This is a genomic window from Proteinivorax tanatarense (genome assembly GCF_040267685.1).
Lineage (GTDB): Bacteria > Bacillota > Proteinivoracia > Proteinivoracales > Proteinivoracaceae > Proteinivorax > Proteinivorax tanatarense.
Genome location: NZ_CP158367.1, coordinates 2,576,189 through 2,594,366 on the forward strand (window position 1 = coordinate 2,576,189; position 18,178 = coordinate 2,594,366).

At 40.1% G+C, this 18,178-nt stretch carries 20 protein-coding genes; all 20 read right to left on the reverse strand.

Annotation, left to right across the window (positions count from 1 at the left end; all coding sequences use genetic code 11):
- Positions 1-1,452, reverse strand: a complete 1,452-nt coding sequence (locus PRVXT_RS12605; RefSeq protein ID WP_350343217.1) for a hypothetical protein — start codon at positions 1,450-1,452, stop codon at positions 1-3.
- 16 nt (positions 1,453-1,468) lie between these two features.
- The gene (locus tag PRVXT_RS12610; RefSeq protein WP_350343218.1) at positions 1,469-3,328 is read right to left on the reverse strand and encodes a LamG-like jellyroll fold domain-containing protein; all 1,860 of its coding nucleotides are present in this window, start codon (positions 3,326-3,328) and stop codon (positions 1,469-1,471) included.
- Positions 3,321-4,607 carry a hypothetical protein gene (locus tag PRVXT_RS12615; RefSeq protein ID WP_350343219.1) on the reverse strand — a complete coding sequence of 429 codons (1,287 nt, stop codon included), beginning with the start codon at positions 4,605-4,607 and terminating at the stop codon, positions 3,321-3,323. Before PRVXT_RS12615 ends, PRVXT_RS12610 begins: the two co-directional genes overlap by 8 nt.
- Positions 4,604-4,981: a hypothetical protein gene (locus tag PRVXT_RS12620; protein ID WP_350343220.1), complete on the reverse strand. Its 378-nt coding sequence runs from the start codon at positions 4,979-4,981 to the stop codon at positions 4,604-4,606. Before PRVXT_RS12620 ends, PRVXT_RS12615 begins: the two co-directional genes overlap by 4 nt.
- Positions 4,981-8,268, reverse strand: coding sequence for a phage tail tape measure protein (locus PRVXT_RS12625; RefSeq protein ID WP_350343221.1), 3,288 nt, complete (start codon positions 8,266-8,268; stop codon positions 4,981-4,983). The genes PRVXT_RS12620 and PRVXT_RS12625 overlap by 1 nt, the downstream gene beginning before the upstream one ends.
- A gap of 181 nt (positions 8,269-8,449) precedes the next feature.
- Positions 8,450-8,749 carry a phage tail assembly chaperone G gene (gpG, locus tag PRVXT_RS12630; protein ID WP_350343222.1) on the reverse strand — a complete coding sequence of 100 codons (300 nt, stop codon included), beginning with the start codon at positions 8,747-8,749 and terminating at the stop codon, positions 8,450-8,452.
- Positions 8,750-8,764: 15 nt separating this feature from the next.
- Positions 8,765-9,325, reverse strand: coding sequence for a major tail protein (locus PRVXT_RS12635; RefSeq protein ID WP_350343223.1), 561 nt, complete (start codon positions 9,323-9,325; stop codon positions 8,765-8,767).
- Complete coding sequence (locus tag PRVXT_RS12640) at positions 9,326-9,676, reverse strand: hypothetical protein (protein WP_350343224.1); 351 nt, start codon at positions 9,674-9,676, stop codon at positions 9,326-9,328.
- The gene (locus PRVXT_RS12645) at positions 9,643-10,008 is read right to left on the reverse strand and encodes an HK97-gp10 family putative phage morphogenesis protein (RefSeq protein WP_350345164.1); all 366 of its coding nucleotides are present in this window, start codon (positions 10,006-10,008) and stop codon (positions 9,643-9,645) included. The genes PRVXT_RS12640 and PRVXT_RS12645 overlap by 34 nt, the downstream gene beginning before the upstream one ends.
- Before the next feature lies 1 nt (position 10,009).
- Positions 10,010-10,336 (reverse strand): phage head closure protein, encoded by a 327-nt coding sequence (locus PRVXT_RS12650; RefSeq protein WP_350343225.1) that lies wholly within the window; start codon positions 10,334-10,336, stop codon positions 10,010-10,012.
- Between the two features lie 4 nt (positions 10,337-10,340).
- Positions 10,341-10,613: a head-tail connector protein gene (locus PRVXT_RS12655; RefSeq protein WP_350343226.1), complete on the reverse strand. Its 273-nt coding sequence runs from the start codon at positions 10,611-10,613 to the stop codon at positions 10,341-10,343.
- Between the two features lie 16 nt (positions 10,614-10,629).
- Complete coding sequence (locus PRVXT_RS12660; protein ID WP_350343227.1) at positions 10,630-10,848, reverse strand: Head fiber protein; 219 nt, start codon at positions 10,846-10,848, stop codon at positions 10,630-10,632.
- Positions 10,849-10,857: 9 nt separating this feature from the next.
- On the reverse strand, positions 10,858-12,042 hold the full coding sequence (locus PRVXT_RS12665) for a phage major capsid protein (protein ID WP_350343228.1): 1,185 nt from the start codon (positions 12,040-12,042) through the stop codon (positions 10,858-10,860).
- A 13-nt stretch (positions 12,043-12,055) separates the two neighbouring features.
- Positions 12,056-12,757: a head maturation protease, ClpP-related gene (locus PRVXT_RS12670; RefSeq protein WP_350343229.1), complete on the reverse strand. Its 702-nt coding sequence runs from the start codon at positions 12,755-12,757 to the stop codon at positions 12,056-12,058.
- The gene (locus PRVXT_RS12675; protein WP_350345165.1) at positions 12,758-13,975 is read right to left on the reverse strand and encodes a phage portal protein; all 1,218 of its coding nucleotides are present in this window, start codon (positions 13,973-13,975) and stop codon (positions 12,758-12,760) included.
- A gap of 67 nt (positions 13,976-14,042) precedes the next feature.
- Positions 14,043-15,257 carry a hypothetical protein gene (locus PRVXT_RS12680; RefSeq protein WP_350343230.1) on the reverse strand — a complete coding sequence of 405 codons (1,215 nt, stop codon included), beginning with the start codon at positions 15,255-15,257 and terminating at the stop codon, positions 14,043-14,045.
- 70 nt (positions 15,258-15,327) lie between these two features.
- Positions 15,328-16,884 (reverse strand): terminase large subunit, encoded by a 1,557-nt coding sequence (locus PRVXT_RS12685; protein ID WP_350343231.1) that lies wholly within the window; start codon positions 16,882-16,884, stop codon positions 15,328-15,330.
- A gap of 15 nt (positions 16,885-16,899) precedes the next feature.
- Positions 16,900-17,373, reverse strand: a complete 474-nt coding sequence (locus tag PRVXT_RS12690; RefSeq protein WP_350343232.1) for a phage terminase small subunit P27 family — start codon at positions 17,371-17,373, stop codon at positions 16,900-16,902.
- A gap of 60 nt (positions 17,374-17,433) precedes the next feature.
- Positions 17,434-17,640, reverse strand: coding sequence for a gamma-glutamylcyclotransferase (locus PRVXT_RS12695; protein WP_350343233.1), 207 nt, complete (start codon positions 17,638-17,640; stop codon positions 17,434-17,436).
- Positions 17,633-18,100 (reverse strand): gamma-glutamylcyclotransferase family protein, encoded by a 468-nt coding sequence (locus PRVXT_RS12700; RefSeq protein WP_350343234.1) that lies wholly within the window; start codon positions 18,098-18,100, stop codon positions 17,633-17,635. Before PRVXT_RS12700 ends, PRVXT_RS12695 begins: the two co-directional genes overlap by 8 nt.
- Between the last annotated feature and the right edge of the window lie 78 nt (positions 18,101-18,178).

Here is an 18,178-nt window from a genome sequence, read left to right on the forward strand (position 1 = left end):
TTAACCTTCCCCAAACTGTATCTCAAAGGAAACATCTAACACATAATCCTCTGTCTTAGGTATATAAGGCACCGTATAATCTGCTGTAATCGTGGCACCTTCATTAGGAGGCGTGTTAAAAACAACTGTTGGAGTTTTATAGTTTTCGTTTAGCATCCTAACAGAATGGATGGTAGATGTTGAGCTATCGTGGCCTGAAAATCTAAACCGTAGATATTCATATGGCTCCTCTATAGTGTAGGTATAGGTGCTGGGGTCCCATCCTCTATCTGAAGCTGAGTAGATTTGTTCAAATTCTTCCCCATCATTTGAGCCATCTACATATACATAGGCCCGTCTTGCGCTAAAAGAGTATTCCCCTTCAAGGACAAACTCTAATGTCTTACCTACTATATTAGTTGGTTCTACCTTTACTACAGTTGTCGGCAAAAGCTCGGCATACTCAGGCTTTCCGTTAAAGGGACTTGAAAATATATTAGGGTTATTTGGGTTTAATGATAAATCTATGGCCTTCCAAAGAGGAAGTCTTTCTCGATGCGCCCCACTATCTATATTCTTTAATGTAATGTTTTCAGCCTTTTGCCCATCAACTTTTATATCTACATCAAAGATATCATATCTTTTTAAGTCAAATTCAGTAGTTTCCCCATCCCCAACTCCAATATTTTGCTCTTCTAATCTAAAAGGCTGCCATTTAGTTGAGTTTATTAAGCTAGCCCTACACAAATCTGAAAGGGCTACTTCATAGATATCATAGTTTCCTTCGTCGGTGTTAAGCCTGGTTGAGAAGGTAACTTTGCGATTTTGCTCGTCGGCTGCGGAAGTTAAAAACCTACAGTATATATAGTTTCCTACATCACCGGTTTGGGTCGTCTCACCTATGTCACCTATAACAAGTCTAGGGTTAGAAAAATCATCACCTGTAAGGTATGAGATCAATCTATTTTGAGTTCCCTTCTGAAAAAAGTCAATATCAGGGTTAGAATTATCTAGCTCTATAAAAACTGTGGCATATATAGTTATAATATCGACGTCGGTTTTGTTGATGGTTAAGAGGTTCCCTTCCGCATCTTTAATTAAAGCGTGGGTGTTTACACTTACGTTATGGTTACTAATACCAACTTCAGTTATCGACTCTCCTACGTATTCATCAGCTTCTAACCTGATGCTTTTTGTCCAAGAGCTAACAGGAAAGTCTCGGACAACTTCTTCTGTTGTAGCTCTTTTTCTATCAATCCTATCAAAAAGGGATGTGCGGGTAGGCTCTGGGGTTCCTGTGCCTTTTCCAAACACAATATTATCAAAATAGCTTTCAAACTCTACTAACCGACTATACATACGATTTAAAATAATATTTTCTGCCTGCCCCTTTATCTTTAGTTTATTTGTTTTAGCATCTCTAACTTCAATATCAAAGCGGTTATGGATTTTTGCTTTTGTTTTAACCTTCATTTATAACACCTCTTTTCTATGGGTTAATCACATCTATATGGATAAAGTCTAAATCTAAGTTTATCGCCTTTGCTGTTATTGTTTCTTTCTCTGCAGGCACACCTTTATACTTAACTTTAATAAATTCAAGGAAATAGTCTGTTGATACATTTATATTTTCAGTGAGATTAGGGTTTGAGAGGGGCTTTAAACCTTCTGGCTTAAAGTTTTCAGTAAAACTTTCAACACTTCCAAACTCGCCTGTTAAATTACCTTTTGAAGCGTCATATGAAACTGTAAGCTCACCCTTAACATTTTGAAATCTTTCTGTGCTTAAATCCTTAGTTTCTAAAACTATCTTTAAGTTATCAGCTAAAGCAGTACTTTTTAGAGTTGGTGTAATCAAAGTTTTTTCTGTAGATAAGATAAACTTTAAATAAAAGGTTTTGTCATCTATTACTTCGCCGCTATTTATAGGTTGCCAGTTAGTTTTGTCAAAAGAGATAAAAGAGTCTACCTTTGTATTTTCCGGCTCACTTTTTTCTATCTTAAACATACAGGGGTGTTCAGATTCTATCGCCTTTGTCTGTACTTCTTTAGTAGGCTTGTACACTCCATCGCCTTCTAAAAATGAGATGTGATCAAAGGTTTTTCTTCCTGTGGAGGTAAAGTAACCTATACCAAACTTGCCTTTTTCATATTGATCATCTTCAGCTTCTAACATCCAGCTATCAGGCTCTTCTTTTTTATCTGGCCAAACTTTAGCTCTTAGCTTATCCCCCATTGCTTGAAATCTAACCCAGTAATAAGTGTCTGTATCCCAGGGGTAATCCATAGAAGCTAAAGTGGCAAAGCTAGGCCTATAACAAGCTATGCGAATGATATCATCTCCACCGTAAATCTCTACAAAATATCCTTGTTCACCATTTGAGTTATCTTTTGTTCTTAAGTGTGCCCTTATTTGACTATTAGATTTACTTTGCGTCTTTACCTTAATTAAAATTTCTCCGTCTTTAAATTCTTTAGGATTTGTTAAGACGCATCTTCCTGAGTCTCTTGTGCTAACAATGAGTTGACCTTGGCTGTTTATATAATAAGAAAAAGAGCCCCAAAAAGGCTCAAAAACGTTATAATACCATGTTGGTCTATCTATAACCCCATCGTTATTGTTTATAAGATCAAAAGCTGTGTCACCTGCTTCTTCATCAATCTTCCAGTGACCAACTTTAGTGTCATTTGTCCAGATTTCAACATCTGAGATTATGCCATCAAAGTAGTTACCGTCATCACGTTTACCGATTTCAATTCCGGTTGTAGGCTTTAATACTTTGTTAGTAGTGGTAAAGGAATATACTTTTTCACCGTCAAAGAATATATCCACTTCACCCTTTTTGTAACTAAACTCTATATCATGAAATTTGTAGCGCTTGAAGTAGTCCCCATTTGGTCCACCATGTTGCTCGCCATATATGTTTACTCTAGGTTGACCGTTAAATATATAAAGCGCCCAAGCATTATCATTTGGTGTATTTACTATTCTTTGGTTTCCGCTAGTTGTGTTTGTCATAATGCGAGCCTTAACCCTTAGGTTGTCAGAACTGTATTTTTCAATAAAGGGGATGCTGATATGGTTGTTTCCTTGAAAAAATAGTGATTTTTCTTCTTTATGGGGATTTTCCTCTAAGCTTACATTTTCTTTTGACCATAATGGTACAGCGTCAACTTTTTTAAGTGGATAATCTTTGTCAATCAGTGGACCGTTTACGTGCTTATGCTCTGATCCTGTTATAGTAAAAGCATCATTGTTTAGGGTTTTATCTTTAAATTCATTTGTAAGGGCTTTATCAAACTTTATAACCACAAACTTGCCGTCTGATTTTTCCCATTTTCTACTCATTGTAGATCTCCTCCACTTTAGGTAAAGGTAGTGATTCTGGCACTAAATTTTTAGGGTAAAACTTTTGCTTAAATGGCTCATAAACATCACCCACTCCATTTTCCGTTTCATTTGCTCTAAATCTTAAAACCCCTTCTTCACCTACGTCATTAAAGTTTGTAAATGTAAGCTTATACGTTTTTTTATCTATCTTTTCAATGCTTTCAGGATAGTACTTTCTATTAAAGTTATCCTCAATTTCAAAGTCAGATTCTTTGTAGTTATAAAGTTCATTTTTCACCCTAACTATTAAAATCTTGCCCCAGTTTTCTTCAGCGTCTGGCATGTTTTCGATATGCATAAAGCTATTGTCTGTGCTGGCATACAAAAGCTTTAAATTTACTTTGTCAGGTTTTATATTTATTGTTTCTTTTAAAGCCGATAAATCTAGGTAATCAATAGGGATAAAGTTTATATTTAAAGTATGTGGCCTAACATGAATCTTTTCAGGTGAAATTGCCATGCCAGCCCAATTTCTTTTAGTTATAGCCCAGCTTATGGTTTCATTTTCATCTTCGATAATAAAGCCTAAGCGATAGTCGTTTGTTAAAAAGAGGTTTATATTTTGGGCTTTTTTAGCAAACTCTGAAACGGCCCGTTCATTTTCCCATACAAAATTGTTATCTTCTTGCTCTGAATAGTTTCTATAATAAACCTTTCCATCTGTCTTAATGTAAGCTGCTACTACTCCATGGTCATGAACTGGCACAGCTACACTTTTCCAGCCCCGTATGGCCGTAACTTTTTTTACACCTTCTGCTAGCTTTTGTTTTGTGTTATGTGCATCCCACCTTTGGGTATACAAAGCGCCGCTATTATCTACCCAAAATATATAAGGCTTTTCATAGGTCTTTATATTCCATAGGTTTCTTTGGTTTAACTCCCACCTACCATCAAAGGCAATTGCTACAGACTTTGCTTTTCCTACTTCGAATTGATTAATAAATCCGTCGCCTTTTTTATCTGGGTATGCTCTTTTTGAAGTTTTAGCTATACCGTTATCTATATGGATCTCATAAATACCAGTTGGCCTTCCTAAAGGGGCTAGTCTTTGAGGTGTAACTGCTATATCTGATATTCCTTCCTTTTCCCTTATAATTTCTGTATTAAAATAGGTGGTATCTTGGATTGAGGAGCGAGGTCTTGAGATAGTTACTTCTATCTTGGGGTCTGTATTTTTATACTTAGTATACTTTTTACTTGCAAGTTTTTCTTTTAAGGAAGGTGGTATTTTTCTCATTTGTATTTTTCCTCATCTAAGATGTTTAACTTTACATCCCCTTTAAAAAGCCTGCGGTTTCTATCTTTAAACCCCACCGTAATCCTTGACCACATAATAGGCCCATCTATTTCTCCAATAAAACTTTTATCGTACTCTATTAGCCTTATATATTCGGCTTTGGATTCAATTTCATCTATTATCTCAACCTGCCCTTGATTGGCTATCACTTTAAAGCTAATACTTTTTTGAGGGTCACCTATAACTTGGGTGTGGTAACTTCCATCTAACAGTTGGTTTGTTATTTTAATACTTCTATATTTTGGCGGATAGACTTTTTTAACAATTTCACTAAGGCGTACTTTTTCCATGCTTTCAATTCTAATATCATCCATTAGCCTCTAGCCTCCTGACGTAGCCTATCCATGATAATATCAACTGTTTCATAAAGTTCGTTTTGATTGCTTACCCCTACCACTTTAATTGTTCCTGTGTGGTTGATATCGGCTTTTTTATCTAGAATCTGCTCTGTGTGGTAATCGTTATATATCTTAGAGCCCCTGGGCAGTTCAACAAGCTCTGGACCTAGCTCTCCTACCATAGTTAGCCCACCTTGAAAAAAGCTTGTCCCTTGAAAGTTTCTTTGAAATGGAGATGGCACCCTACTTGTAATATTTTCTGTTATGTTTTGAACTCTTTGAGTAATGGTAACTTCCTTATCTTCTATCCTTTGCTCGTTCCAGCTTCTAAGGCGGTCGATACCACTTTGTATGGAATCGCCAATATTTGAAAACGACTCTGATACTTTATCCGCCATAGAAGAAAACCTTCCACCGGTTAAGTCGTCCATAGCAGTTAGGCTATTTTCCCAATCTTTTCTATACCTATTTGTAAAGGTTCTAATTGTTCCTTGTATTCCACCACCGTTTTCGCTAATAGTGTCTCGCATGTTCTGCCAAGACTCTGAGGTATTAGATTTTAAGTCATCCCAAGTTTTAGTCGTTGTGTTTTTAACGTTGTTCCAAGAGTTACTTATACTATCTCCTATTTCCCTTGACCTTTCGGCGATGCTGTTTTTCATAACTCCCCACCTAGATAGAACTTCACCTGTTTGCCAATCCACTTGATCTACATGCTCGTTTGCCTGAATTTTTGCCTCTGAAATAACACTATCGTGCATCTCTTTAGCGTTTTTGATAGACTCTTCCTTCTGTCTAGCTGCCTCCTGAATCAAACGATCGGCTTGCTCTTTTGTGATACTCCCTGCTTCATCCCGTTGACGTATGATTTCACGGATGACCTCATCATGCTGGTCCTTAGCCGCTTCAATAGCACCTTCTTTTTGCTCTGTGCTGTTTTGCACCACTTCAGCCGCCTGTAAGGCACTCAACTCTCCCGCTTGAGCTCTCATTCGTTCCATAATGACTTTTGATTCTAGCTCACTTTCAGATAAGGCTTGTATGCCTGTTTCCACCATTTCTTGTTGGATAGCATTGATTTCTTCCTGCTCCGATTTAGTTAGAGCTCTTTTTTCTTCAGACGCTGTATCTAGGATTTCTTTTATCCTCGCCTCTCCATCAGCTATAGCCTGTTTTCTATTTTCATAGCCTGTTTGCATATTCTCTAAAACTTCCTGCTGCTCTTGTTCTGACATTTCTGCACTGTTACTGACAAAGTCTTGCATCTTTGCTAAAGATTCTTCATGATGTTCATCAAGACCAGCTTGGACTTGTTCTGCCATCTGTGTAAAGTTTGATGTGATTCCTTCGGCCATTTCTTCGGTTACCGTCTGACCACTCCATGAAAGCTGGTTAAGAGCAATAGTCGCCTCTTCGTTAAGCTCCATAAATCCACCTACCGCTTCCTCCGTGGATGCAGATACTTCATCACCGAATAAGTCAACAGCGGGAATGCTGTCCTCTCTTAAATGTCTAGCAAGGGCAATTCCGCCTACGGTTAGCGCTGCTACCGCTGCTACGGCAAGGCCAATGGGGCCTGTTAGGACGGTCGCTGCTGTTGCCAGTGCCCCTTTTGCTGCAACCAGTCCTCCTGTTGCGGCAGTAGCTGTTCCTGCGGCTGCTGTTTTACCGGCAATGGCGATGGAAATTTTAGAAAAGGCTCCAATAATCGCTCCAGCGCCAGATACGATTTTCCCACCGATAATAAGAAGTGGACCAATAGCAGCTACAAGGGCTGCGACTTTAATAATGGTCTCTTGGGTACTCTCATCAAGGTTTGAAAACCAAGCTACTGCATTTTGAAGGCTCGCCACAAGTGTATTTAAGTGAGGGACCAATACCTCAAAGATCTGAATGGCCACCCCTTCAAGCGCAGATTTTAATTTGGTCAGTTCCCCTTGAAGATTATCCTGCATAGTGGAAGCCATATCACCTGCTGCACCATCAGAACCTCGAATGGCTGCCTCCAACTCTGTATATTTCTCTGAGCCTTCTGCCAGCATAATGTTAACACCACGCATAGCTTGCTCGCCAAATATAGCTCCAAGGGCGGCGTCTCTTTGGGCATCAGACATCCCTTTTGTCGCGGCTTCAACATCTGCCATAATACTGCCAAGGTCTCTCATATTCCCTTCAGCGTCATAGACGGCTACGGCTGTTTCACCAATTGCAATTGACCCATCTTCAGCACTATTTCTGATATCCCTTAGCACAGCTGCAAAAGTAGTTCCTGCCTGCGACCCTTTAATACCTGAATCGGCAAAGATAGCAAGAGCAGTGTTTGTATGCACCAGATCCATTCCTGCAGCATTAGCCGAAGCACCGGCATACCTCATGGCTTCTCCAAGCTGACGTACGTCCGTGTTCGATTTAGAAGAAGTCGCTGCAAAGATATCTACCGCTGTTTCAGCTTCTTTAGCTTCCATTTGAAAAGCACTCATAGTGTCTGTGACGATATCTGAAGCCTGTGCTAAATTCATATTAGCAGCGGCTGCGAGGTCAAGGACTCCAGGAAGGGCTGCTACCATCTCTTTTGTATCCCATCCTGCAAGGGCCATATATTTAAGCCCTTCTGCTGACTGAGTAGCAGAAAATTTAGTGGTAGAACCCATTTCTTTGGCGATATCCTCTAGGGCTTTTATTTCATCACCAGTAGCGCCACTAATGGCTTGTACTTCACTCATTCCTGCCTGAAAATCAGAACCTACTTTAACCGCTGCCGTACCAATTCCCACTAAGGGGAGAGTTACTTTTTTTGTGAGGTTTTTACCCACATCGCCCATCTGTTTCCCTACGGCCTGCATTTTCTGCCCAACTGGTTCTAAAGCTTTTCCCATCTGATACCAGGAGGTGGACTGTTTAGCTATTTCTCTATTGACGTTTTTTAAATCTTGCTCCATGTAATTAAGTCTAGTCTGGGCTTGATTTAGTTTGATTTCTAAATTTTGTGTAGCTTTAGCATCGGCCCCCTTGGTCTCTACCGACCTTTGATGGGCCTGTCTTAAAGCTTCTACCTTTCTGCTTTGCAATGCCTTTTGATTAGTTAAGGTATCTGACTTTGCCCTTAACTTATCCAGCTCACCGCCATGCTTTCCAATCTCGGAGCTTGCCAACTTAAACTCTGACTGTACTTTTCTAAGTTGTTGATTAATGTTGGATATGCCATTTTGAAAGCCAGTGGCATCAAGCCCCACTCGAACATTTAAACTTCCTACCTCTGCCAATTTATCCACCCCCTTTACAATATTTCATCAATATAAGTTTGCTCCTGCCCCAGCTTTCTTCGCATTAGTTTGAGGTAGTACACGATGTCCATGTTGTCTATTTCATGCAGTTTCCAACCCTGCTCTAATAAATTCAGGTACAACTTATCTATAAACTCTTGGGGAGAAATCACACTCCCCTTTAGCCGTTTTTTTCATCACCTGCTGTTACATCTTCTACACTTCCTGTGACTTCCTGAATACAGCAGGTAATGGTGGAGAATAATTTATCTGAGGAAAGCCCATCATAGACTTCATCTACCGTAAATTGATGTTCAAAGATCTCCACTACAAAGGCCACCAGTGTATCTAACTCTTTTACACTGATGTTATCGAAATTCGTATTTTGAGATACTTCAATGGTTCTTCTTACCATACGAGCAGAGATAAAATCTGTAGTAAAGATCTTATCCTTGCCCTTTATTTTAAGTGCGATCTGCATTTAATCACCTCCAATTTAGTCTTGAGTCATATCGCCAGGTACGGATTCAAACCAGTCCTCTGCCTCTGTAAACTCTGGGCTTCCTTCATCGGCAGTGTGCTTCCACTGTCCATCGTGAGATCTTGGCATAAAAACAAATCGCAGCTTTGGTGTTCTATGTTCCACGTTGTCCCTTTTTGTCGAATAATCCTCTGCCATAGGTTGAGCTACTCCTTTTAAAAGCCAGATGTAGCGATACTTACCATCGGACTTTTGGCTTTTAAACCCTAGGGCAATGTGTGGTGGTACATCTCCTGCTTTTTCAATTAATACTCCGTTAACGATTTTGCTCCCTGTAAGGGTAGCCCTCGTTTTTAAGGGAAGATCAGCTGTCTCAATCTCCACGTCAATCTTTCCAAGGGCTGACACCGACTCCCAAAGCTGATCATCAGCATAAAGTTCCTGAGTATTTACTGTTGGATTAATAGTGGCGTTTATGGCTCCTGCCAACTCCTCAGTCTCATCATATAAAAGGCTTTCCGCTGTATCTTCTAGCACTTTTGCAAAATGTAGTTCTTTTAATCCTACTTGTGCCATTTAATTCTCCTCCTTCTTATATCGCATGACCTTATGATAAATTTTTAAGTCCTTCTCATAGAGGTCATAGAAATTTAATTTAATAAATCCTGCTTCTTTCATGTTTTTGTGTACTTCTTTTACTAACTCCGTATAATCTCCCTTAGACCAGATGTCCAGCTGAATATACTGGCCGGTAATGAGTTCATCATCGTCAGCATAAATTTCGGTTTTATCCAGGTAGGTAAAAAAGGTAATATAGGTTTCAGCATTTCCGCTATAGGTTTGAAAAGCTACGGGAGCCCTTAAAGAAGATAGGGCCGATAAAATGGTTTTATTCATCTTAGCCCCAGCCCTTTCTTTAGCTCCCATGAGATTTTCTCCATGGCTTTATCTTTGGACTGCTCATAACCTCTCGACATAAAGGGGTTGGCTTTCGTGTAGACGGTTCCAAATTCCAAAAACTTAGCGTACCAGCCGGCATTACCTGGTCCTATCTGCACATGCTTCATCCCTTCTTTGGTTCTAACACCGGAGCGTCTAATACTTCTCTTTAATGTCCCAGTTCGTTCAGGTGCTTCTTCTACAATGGCATTTTGAATTACGTCTCCTGCTTCTCGAAGTGCCTTATTTTCAATCCTCTCCCCGGCTTTTCCCATCTTCTCAACGGCACTAATTAATTCCTCCATCCCTTCCAGTTCCATCTTAGCCACTTTGCACCACCTCCTGCGCCCGAATTTCCACCCACTTATTTCTGTATTTGATGTTATCAATGGCGATGATGTTATAGCGTTTGTCACGAAATAAAATCTCCATAGAAGGGTCCAGCTTCGGAATATACCTAATCGTAAACTTTACCGTATGCTCTGCCTGCACTTGAGCTGCCTGATAAAACTCTCTCCCATGAAGGTGACTGACATATGCCCATACTGTTTTCACATCTTCCATTGTTTCTACTTCAAAGCCATTTTCATTGACGGTGGTGATTTTCTTTTGAAAAGTGATCCGGTGTCTTAAATCTCCAATCTTCATCCCATCACCAGCTCTCCTTTCGATAAGGGCTTAGGAGATTTTTCAAGGTTTCGAAGGTAGATTTAATGCCATCTCCTTCCCGGTTTTCATACATGGAAGCGGTGGCAAAGAGTACAGCGTTCTTAACAAGCTCCGGAACTTCTTCAAACTCTGTGAGTGGATATCTTAGGATCCCTTCGCATAGTTCCGTGGATGCTGTAAGTAGTGAGGCAATGAGGGCATCTTCCTCATCACCTTCTACTCTCAAATAAAGCTTTACTTCTTCTAAAGTAATCATGCCCTCACCATCCTTTCTACTTCATCAGCCCTGCAGCTTTTAATTTCACAAGAAGTTCGTTGAAATCATCTCTTAAAGCAGCAACAGTAGTGGCATTGCTTTCTTCCTGAGATTCTATTAAGGTTCCTCCAGTGAATGGTTTTCCTTCCACTAAAAAAGAGGCCCCTTCTTTTATCTCAAGAGTGCCTCCTACGACCCATTTATCGCCGCCATTTTCTTTATAGTTTTGACTCATTCAATTCACCTACGCTTTCATCTGTAGTACTTTTACGGCTTCAGGAAGAATGAGCTTACCATCCACACGCTGAGTCGCTTTAAATCCAACTTGCCCGGTTGCAGCATAAAGTTCATTCAGTCTTTGGAAAGATCTCCCCTGTCTATCGGCAATCCAATAGTAGGAGGTATCACCAAAGGCAATAGGCTTTGAAGCCGCCTCAATTATTGGAACATGGCTGGAAGTTTTTACAGGTCGATTTAAAATCGTATCAGGTTCTCCTGCTCTAACAGATGGTTGCCATAAATACTGACCATTTCCATCTTTAAGCTTCCTAATCTCTTTAATGGTTGCATCATTAGTTATAAAGGTCGCTTTCTTTCTATATGGTGACTTTAGGGAATAAAAGAGATCCATTAAGTCATCAAACTTTAGGGTAGCAGCTGTTGTTGTGTGTCCAAGCTCAGCACTTCCAAAGAGCCCTGTTGGTTTCCCGTTCCCGTCTCCGGTAATAAAGGCTTCTTCTTCTCGTTGACCGATACGTCTTGCAAACTCTTTTGCAATATAGGTGCCTAGATTAAACACACTGTCTTGTAAGAGCTCTTCTGATACCTTAATCATGGTAGCTAGCTTATAAGCACCAATAGACATAATCCCAAAGCTATCGTCAGATTCTGGAATTGGTCCTTCTTCATCTACCCAAGAAGCCGTCCCTTTAGATGCCACAACTGGGATTTTCCTATCCCCTGAGGAAGTTTTTATGATTTTTGCAATGCTTCTCATTAGGTTTTCTTCTTCCAAAGCTTCAATGAGAGTTCTTCCAAATTCATCTGGCGCAAGGTATCCGCCCTCACTGTCTTCTCCAATCTTTAAGGTGTTTCTTGCAGATTCCGTCGTTTGGCGTCTCATAGCATTCCAAAAGGCTCTGTCATACTCCCTTGATGCTCTACCTTGTTTTTCAGGATCGTTTTTATTCTCCGGCGTGTTTCTTATAGCATTGGTAGTGGCTTTTGATAACTCTAAATCAAGGACTGATTGCCTTTCTAGTCTTTCTACCTCTTTTCCAAGGGCCACCACTTCAGCTTCCATCTTTTCATAAGTGGCGGTGTCCTCTGGAGATAAAATCCCATTTTCACCACTTTTTTCATCTAAGAATTTCTTAGCCTGATCCCACACTTTCGCTCGTTTTTCTCGAAGTTCTAATACCTTATCCATTTTCACATTCCTCCTATTTGATTAATTCCAGCCGCTTGGCCAGTTGACTTACATCAGTTCCTTCTACTTTTTCTTTACTTTTGGTTGTAGGTTTTGATTTATTTAACCTGCCAATAAAATGATTGGTCACCGTCATCTTGTCAAAGAGAAAGCCATTTACAACCGCATCCGGCACTTTCTTTTCGGTATAAAGCACTTCATCACAAAAGCCTAACTCTAGAGCTTTTCCAGCACTCATCCATGTTTCTTTGTCCATCATGGTTGATATTTTTTGTCTAGTGAGCCCTGCTTTTGACTCATAAGCATTGATAATACTTTCTTTGACTTCTGATAAGACTTCAATGCCTCTTTTCATATCCAATACCTCGCCCCATACGATGGTAGCCGGGTTGTGGATCATAAGCATTGCTGTGGGAGACATAAGAACTTCATCTCCTGCCATAGCGATAACCGAGGCGGCACTGGCGGCAATCCCATCAATCTTAACAGTGACCTTGCCCTCGTATTCCTTTAGCATGGTATAAATCCTGCTTGCAGCAAAACAGTCTCCCCCTGGGGAGTTGATAAACAGGGTGATATCTCCCCTTTCTGCTTCAAGTTCCTCTTTAAAAATCTTAGGCGTTACATCATCTTCAAACCAGCTTTCCTCTGCAATATATCCATCAAGGTAAAGTGTCCTCCCTTCTTCTGTCTTAGCAAAATTCCAAAACTTCATCTATCCCTCACTTCCTTTCTTATCTTTTTTAACATAAGCACCTATATCTTCGAGTTTTAGCATGTTTCCATTCACAGCATAGACATCCCCATGCTCAATAGGATTTAGGTCTTCCAGTTCCCTCACATCGTTGGGACTTAAAAAACCATTTTGAATACCAATGCTGTAACCTTCCATTCTAGTCTTATAGTCCCCCCTAAGAAGGCCCTCCACATTCATCTTGAAGAAATAGTCCTTCTGTTCCGATGGTGACAGCAGGGTCTTTTTCATAGCCATTTCCCAGCGCGAGAGCCAAGGTGTCAGTGTGTATTTCACAAACTCCAAACTCTGCTGCTCAATGTTTGAAAAGCTGGACCTCTCCAAATCCCCAATCATATGTGGCGGAATACGAAATATCCTAGCAATTTCATTAATCTGAAACTTACGTGTCTGGAGAAACTGGCTCTGCTCCGGTGGAATGGTAATGGGTTTAAAGGAAAGCCCCTCTTCTAAGACAGCCACTCGATTGGCATTATTACTGCCCCCATAAACGCTATTCCAGCTATCCCTTACCTTCCCCGGATCCTTTAGTATACCGGGATGTTCTAATACACCACCGGGGTTTGCACCATTTTTAAAGTAGGTGGCGCCGTATTCCTCTGTGGCGATAGCCATTCCTATTGCTTGCTTTGCCATGGCAATGGGAGAATGTCCCACCAGTCCATCAAAACCAAGCCCCGGGATGTGAAGCACTTCATAACTTCTTAAGATATTCTCTTCACTGTCTTTTTGATAGCTATAGTAAATCTCACCACTCTCACTTCGTTTCACCGTCATTTTGTCCGGCATCAGTGGATAAAGTGCCATCACTTTCCCTCTGCCGTCTCGAATTATCTGGGCATATGCATTTCCCCATAATAAAAGATGGCTCATCAGCGTTTCTCTAAACACAAAGGAGGTCATCTCATCGTTTGGTGCATCATGGAGCAAAGTGTATAAAGGATGGTCGATTGCTTTTTCTTTTCCCTTATCTGTTCGGACATAGGTGTGAAGCGGTAGTGATGCTATGGTCTCAGATAGAATTCTTACACAGGCATAAACAGCAGATGTTTGCATGGCAGTTCGCTCGTCTACATGCTTTCCACTACTGGTTGGACCAAAGAAAAAGCTGTAGGCACTCTCCCACATGCTGTTCTTTGGATCAGCTCTTGAATTAAATAACTTTGATATTATCGGTATTTTCAAACTTGATCACCTCCTAAAAATGGGCATGAAAAAAGCATCTAATTTTTATAGATGCCTAAATTTAAGTGGTTCCGCTTTCTATTATTTCGTAAAACAGCTTTCTATATGATAAACCAAGGGATGTACTAACAACTTTACACCATGTTTCTTCGCTAATGTTAATGTTTTCTACACACCAAATTTTATAATGACACTCTTTAGTAGTATAATAATCTATCTTAATGTCGCTATTAGTATCTTGATATTTAATCCTATAATCATTATGTTCATATTGGTTCTTAGTAAAGTCAATGTGCTTAAATGTTCTTTTATTAGGATAATACTTTCCATGAATAAAAGTTACATAGACTGGATCCCTGACGCTATCTTCCTGTACATAAGGCAGCTCCTCTATTTCAATGTGCCAAAACTCTTCGTCACGTTCTCTATCATAATCTTTCTTAATGACCATTAACAGTTTATTTAAATTTTCTGAGTCTATATGAACAATAATATTTTTATTATTTTCAAGTTGCGTATTATTAAAGTTAAAATTCAATCCTCTAAATTTCTCAAAACAAAGCAATCGTCTGGTTTTAGCCTCTAACAATGGTATGGACAATCTCTCATCTAATCTCATAAAAAAGTCAGCTTTTTCTAGTATGACCTCTTCAGATAAAATCTTAAATACAGCCGGCATCTTGTCTGAAAATTCTAATTTTTCTCTATTAACAAAGATGCTGTATAAGTAATATTTTTCATCATAAATAAAGCCATCAGAACAAAATTTAATACCCTTAACCTTAGTTAGTTTATAATCTGTGGTGTTATATTGAAATCGCTCTCTGGAACAAATTAATCTAAGATCCGATCTATCAAAACGGTATGTGTCTAGTACATAAGCCGCAATAGCACAGCAGATTTTTTCTCTGCTTATGACCACCTCTTCCGGCATCTTTGTTTCAGAAGATAAAATCTCATGTATTTCTTGTTCATTTAATTTTTTCCCTATATTAGCATTCAATAAGTTTCTGCAAACAAAGAAATACGAACTTCTTTCTGTACAGTTGGCTAAATACAGCAGGATTTCTTCAATTGTAATGGAATTGTTTTGCAATATGCACTCTATTTCATTGCAAAACTCCTGCAGATAAAAAGGTATCCCTTCCCACTGACCACTAAATAGTCTCCAAAGAGAAAACTTAGGATGAAGATGAAGAGCATAATAACTCAAATCCTCATAATTTTCAAGATCTTTAATTTCATCTATTACTATTCCTACTTTTTTAAAGTTCAATCATCTCCACCCCCAATTAGTTATATTATATCATAGCTATATCGTTAATTCATGGGAAATAGATGATATATCAAAACACCAAAACACCCCGTTCATCATAAACCGACTTCCCACCATGATTTCCGTCATTTCTAATAGCCCTGTCAAGTGCCATAATCATTGCCACAGCACCATCTATTTTTTCACTAGATTTTGCTTTATCTGGCTTGATATTTCCAGCAGGGTCCGTTCTGATATGAATGTTGTCCATCATCCAGCTAAGCACTGGATGCCCTCCATGGGCTATTCTTTTCTCTAACGCCAGTTTCATTAACTCTCTTGTGGGCGGCGACATATCTTTAAATCCTTGTCCAAAAGGCACCACAGTGAAACCTGCTCCTTCTAAGTTTTGAACCATCTGCACTGCTCCCCAGCGATCAAATGCGATTTCCTGTATATTAAACCGAGTTCCTAAGTCCTCAATGAATTTTTCTATAAAACCATAGTGTATGACATTGCCTTCAGTCGTCTCAATATGACCTTCTCTTTCCCAAATATCGTAAGGGACATGATCTCTACGTACTCTTAAATCCATGTTATCCTCTGGAATCCAAAGGTATGGCAATACATAGTATTTATCATCTTCTTCCGTTGGTGGAAATACCAATACAAAAGCGGTAATGTCCGTAGAGCTTGATAAGTCCAACCCACCGTAGCAGATTCTACCCTTTAGTTTCTCAGGCTCTACTGGGATGCTACACTTCTCCCAAGTTTCCACAGGCATCCACTTGATATTTTGCTTAAGCCACATATTCAGTCGCAGCTGCTTAAATAGAGCTTCTTCTGCTGGGTCCTGTTTGGCCTGCTGGAAGTGTTCCCTAACTCTTTCTATTTTGATGGTGTGGCCAAGGCTTGGATTGGCTTTATACCAGTTCTTTTCATCCTCCCAGTCATCACCTTCATCAAGGCCATAAATAATTGGTAAGAATGTATCGTCTATCCTTTTGCCATTTAAAATGTCTTTCGCCTTTTGGTGCATCTCCCAGCCATAACCTCTTAGCTTATCTCCTGCTGTAGTAAGATAAATAAAGAGCGGCTCTTCTCTAGCATCTCCTGAGCCGGTAGTAAGCATCCTAGCAAGGTCAGCATTAGGATAGGTCCAAATCTCATCTAGTATTACACAAGAAACATTCAGCCCCGATTTGGATTTTACATCGGAACTTAGAACTTGATAAAAACTCCCAGTTCTCGGATAGACAATTCTTTTCGTGGACATTACTGTTTTAGTTACATTCGATAAGGTCTGGTTCCCTTCTACAAAGTTTACGCTGGTATTGAAGATGATGCTTGCTTGCTGACGATCACAAGCGGCAACATAGACCTCTGCGTTGGATTCACCATCAGCAAGGAGCATGTAAAGGGCAATGGCTGCGGCGATTTCACTTTTGCCCGATTTTTTAGGAATTTCCACATACACCGTGCGATACTGCCTAGTTCCATCTTTCCTTACCGTTCCAAAAGCTTTTTTTATTAAATCAATCTCCCAAGGAAGTAGCTTAAAAGGTTTTCCCGCCCATTTCCCTTTGGTAAGTTTTAACTGCTCAATAAACTTAATAACTCTATTGGCTTTTTCTTCAGAGTAAGGCATCGCCATCACCTCCCTCTAGTTTTTTACCCTTAACAGTTCCGCCATTGGATCTTCTTTAGCTGCTTCTTCTATATCCATTCTGATACGGGTCCTTGCAGCAGGGGTAAGTCCAAACTCAGAACAAAAGTCTTTCATCACTTTAAGATAAGTCTGAGCAATAGACACCTGTGGTACCTGCTGAATATATCCGGATGGGGTCTTAAATATGGTCCCATGTTTCGATAGAAATTCCTCCGCTTCCTTCCATCTAGCATAGGCCTGACAATATCCTGAAAACGCAGTCATATCTACCTTAGTGAGAATTCCCATAGACTCTAGAACCTTCGCCATTCGCTTCCACTCTTTCTTTGCTTCCGGCTCCAGCCATGACGGGCATTTAGGTGCTCTTTTTTCTGGCTTTGGTTCTTGGTCATTTAGGGGTTTTCTTCCTGGGTTGCCTTCCAGTATTTTCAGTTCTGTTGGTTTTGGTTTTCTACCTCTTTGGGTCATGGCTTTCACCTCCTTAAATAACCAGAAAAAGAGCCTATGATGGCCCTTCTTCTTATAATTTTATCCTCTTATCCCTTTGAAATTGTAATTACCTTTTTTCACTTCTTCCAGTTCTTCCTTCACAGCCCGTTCATACTCTGGATCTTCTTTTTCCTTTTCGCTGCAGGGGATACAAATACAATCGGTGTTAAAGCGGGACATGGTCCTTCCACCTTTAAGTTCTCCCTTGCAGCGGCCGCAGTGGCTTTGGGTGAAAAACTTATCCATCCTGTTTCCCTCCCTTTTGGCTAATCTCTAAAGCCTCACCAAGGTACCGATTAGGAAGTCCAAACTCTTTATAACCTTCCTGCACGATGTTTAGGTAATGGTGACTGGGAGGGCTTAGGTGAATCCGCTCTGGAATCTTATCCGTCATAACATACACCATGGTAGTTACGATTTCACCACTATCAAGTTCTACTGGAACCATCTCTTTTCCGTAGAAACTGGGGTAGCCTTCATAGCGGTCCAGTGCATTTTCATCTTCCGGCTCCAGCTCCCAAAGCACCACTGGCACTTTGCTACCCTTCTTCGGTTCAATGGTGAGATAAGCGTTTCCCGGTGCGCCTTTAAAGAGTAGCTGGTAGTCATGAATCACCCCAGTTCCATACACTTTGGCGGTAGGGCACCGCATTGCCATTTGCCTAAGATTGAGATTACTGCCATAGGCGGCGTTGATTATTTGCATTTGCTTTCATCCTTTCCAAAAGGGCCTAATTTGCCCCCAGCTTCGCCTGTGTTGGCTTTTATCCGTCTAGGGGACCCC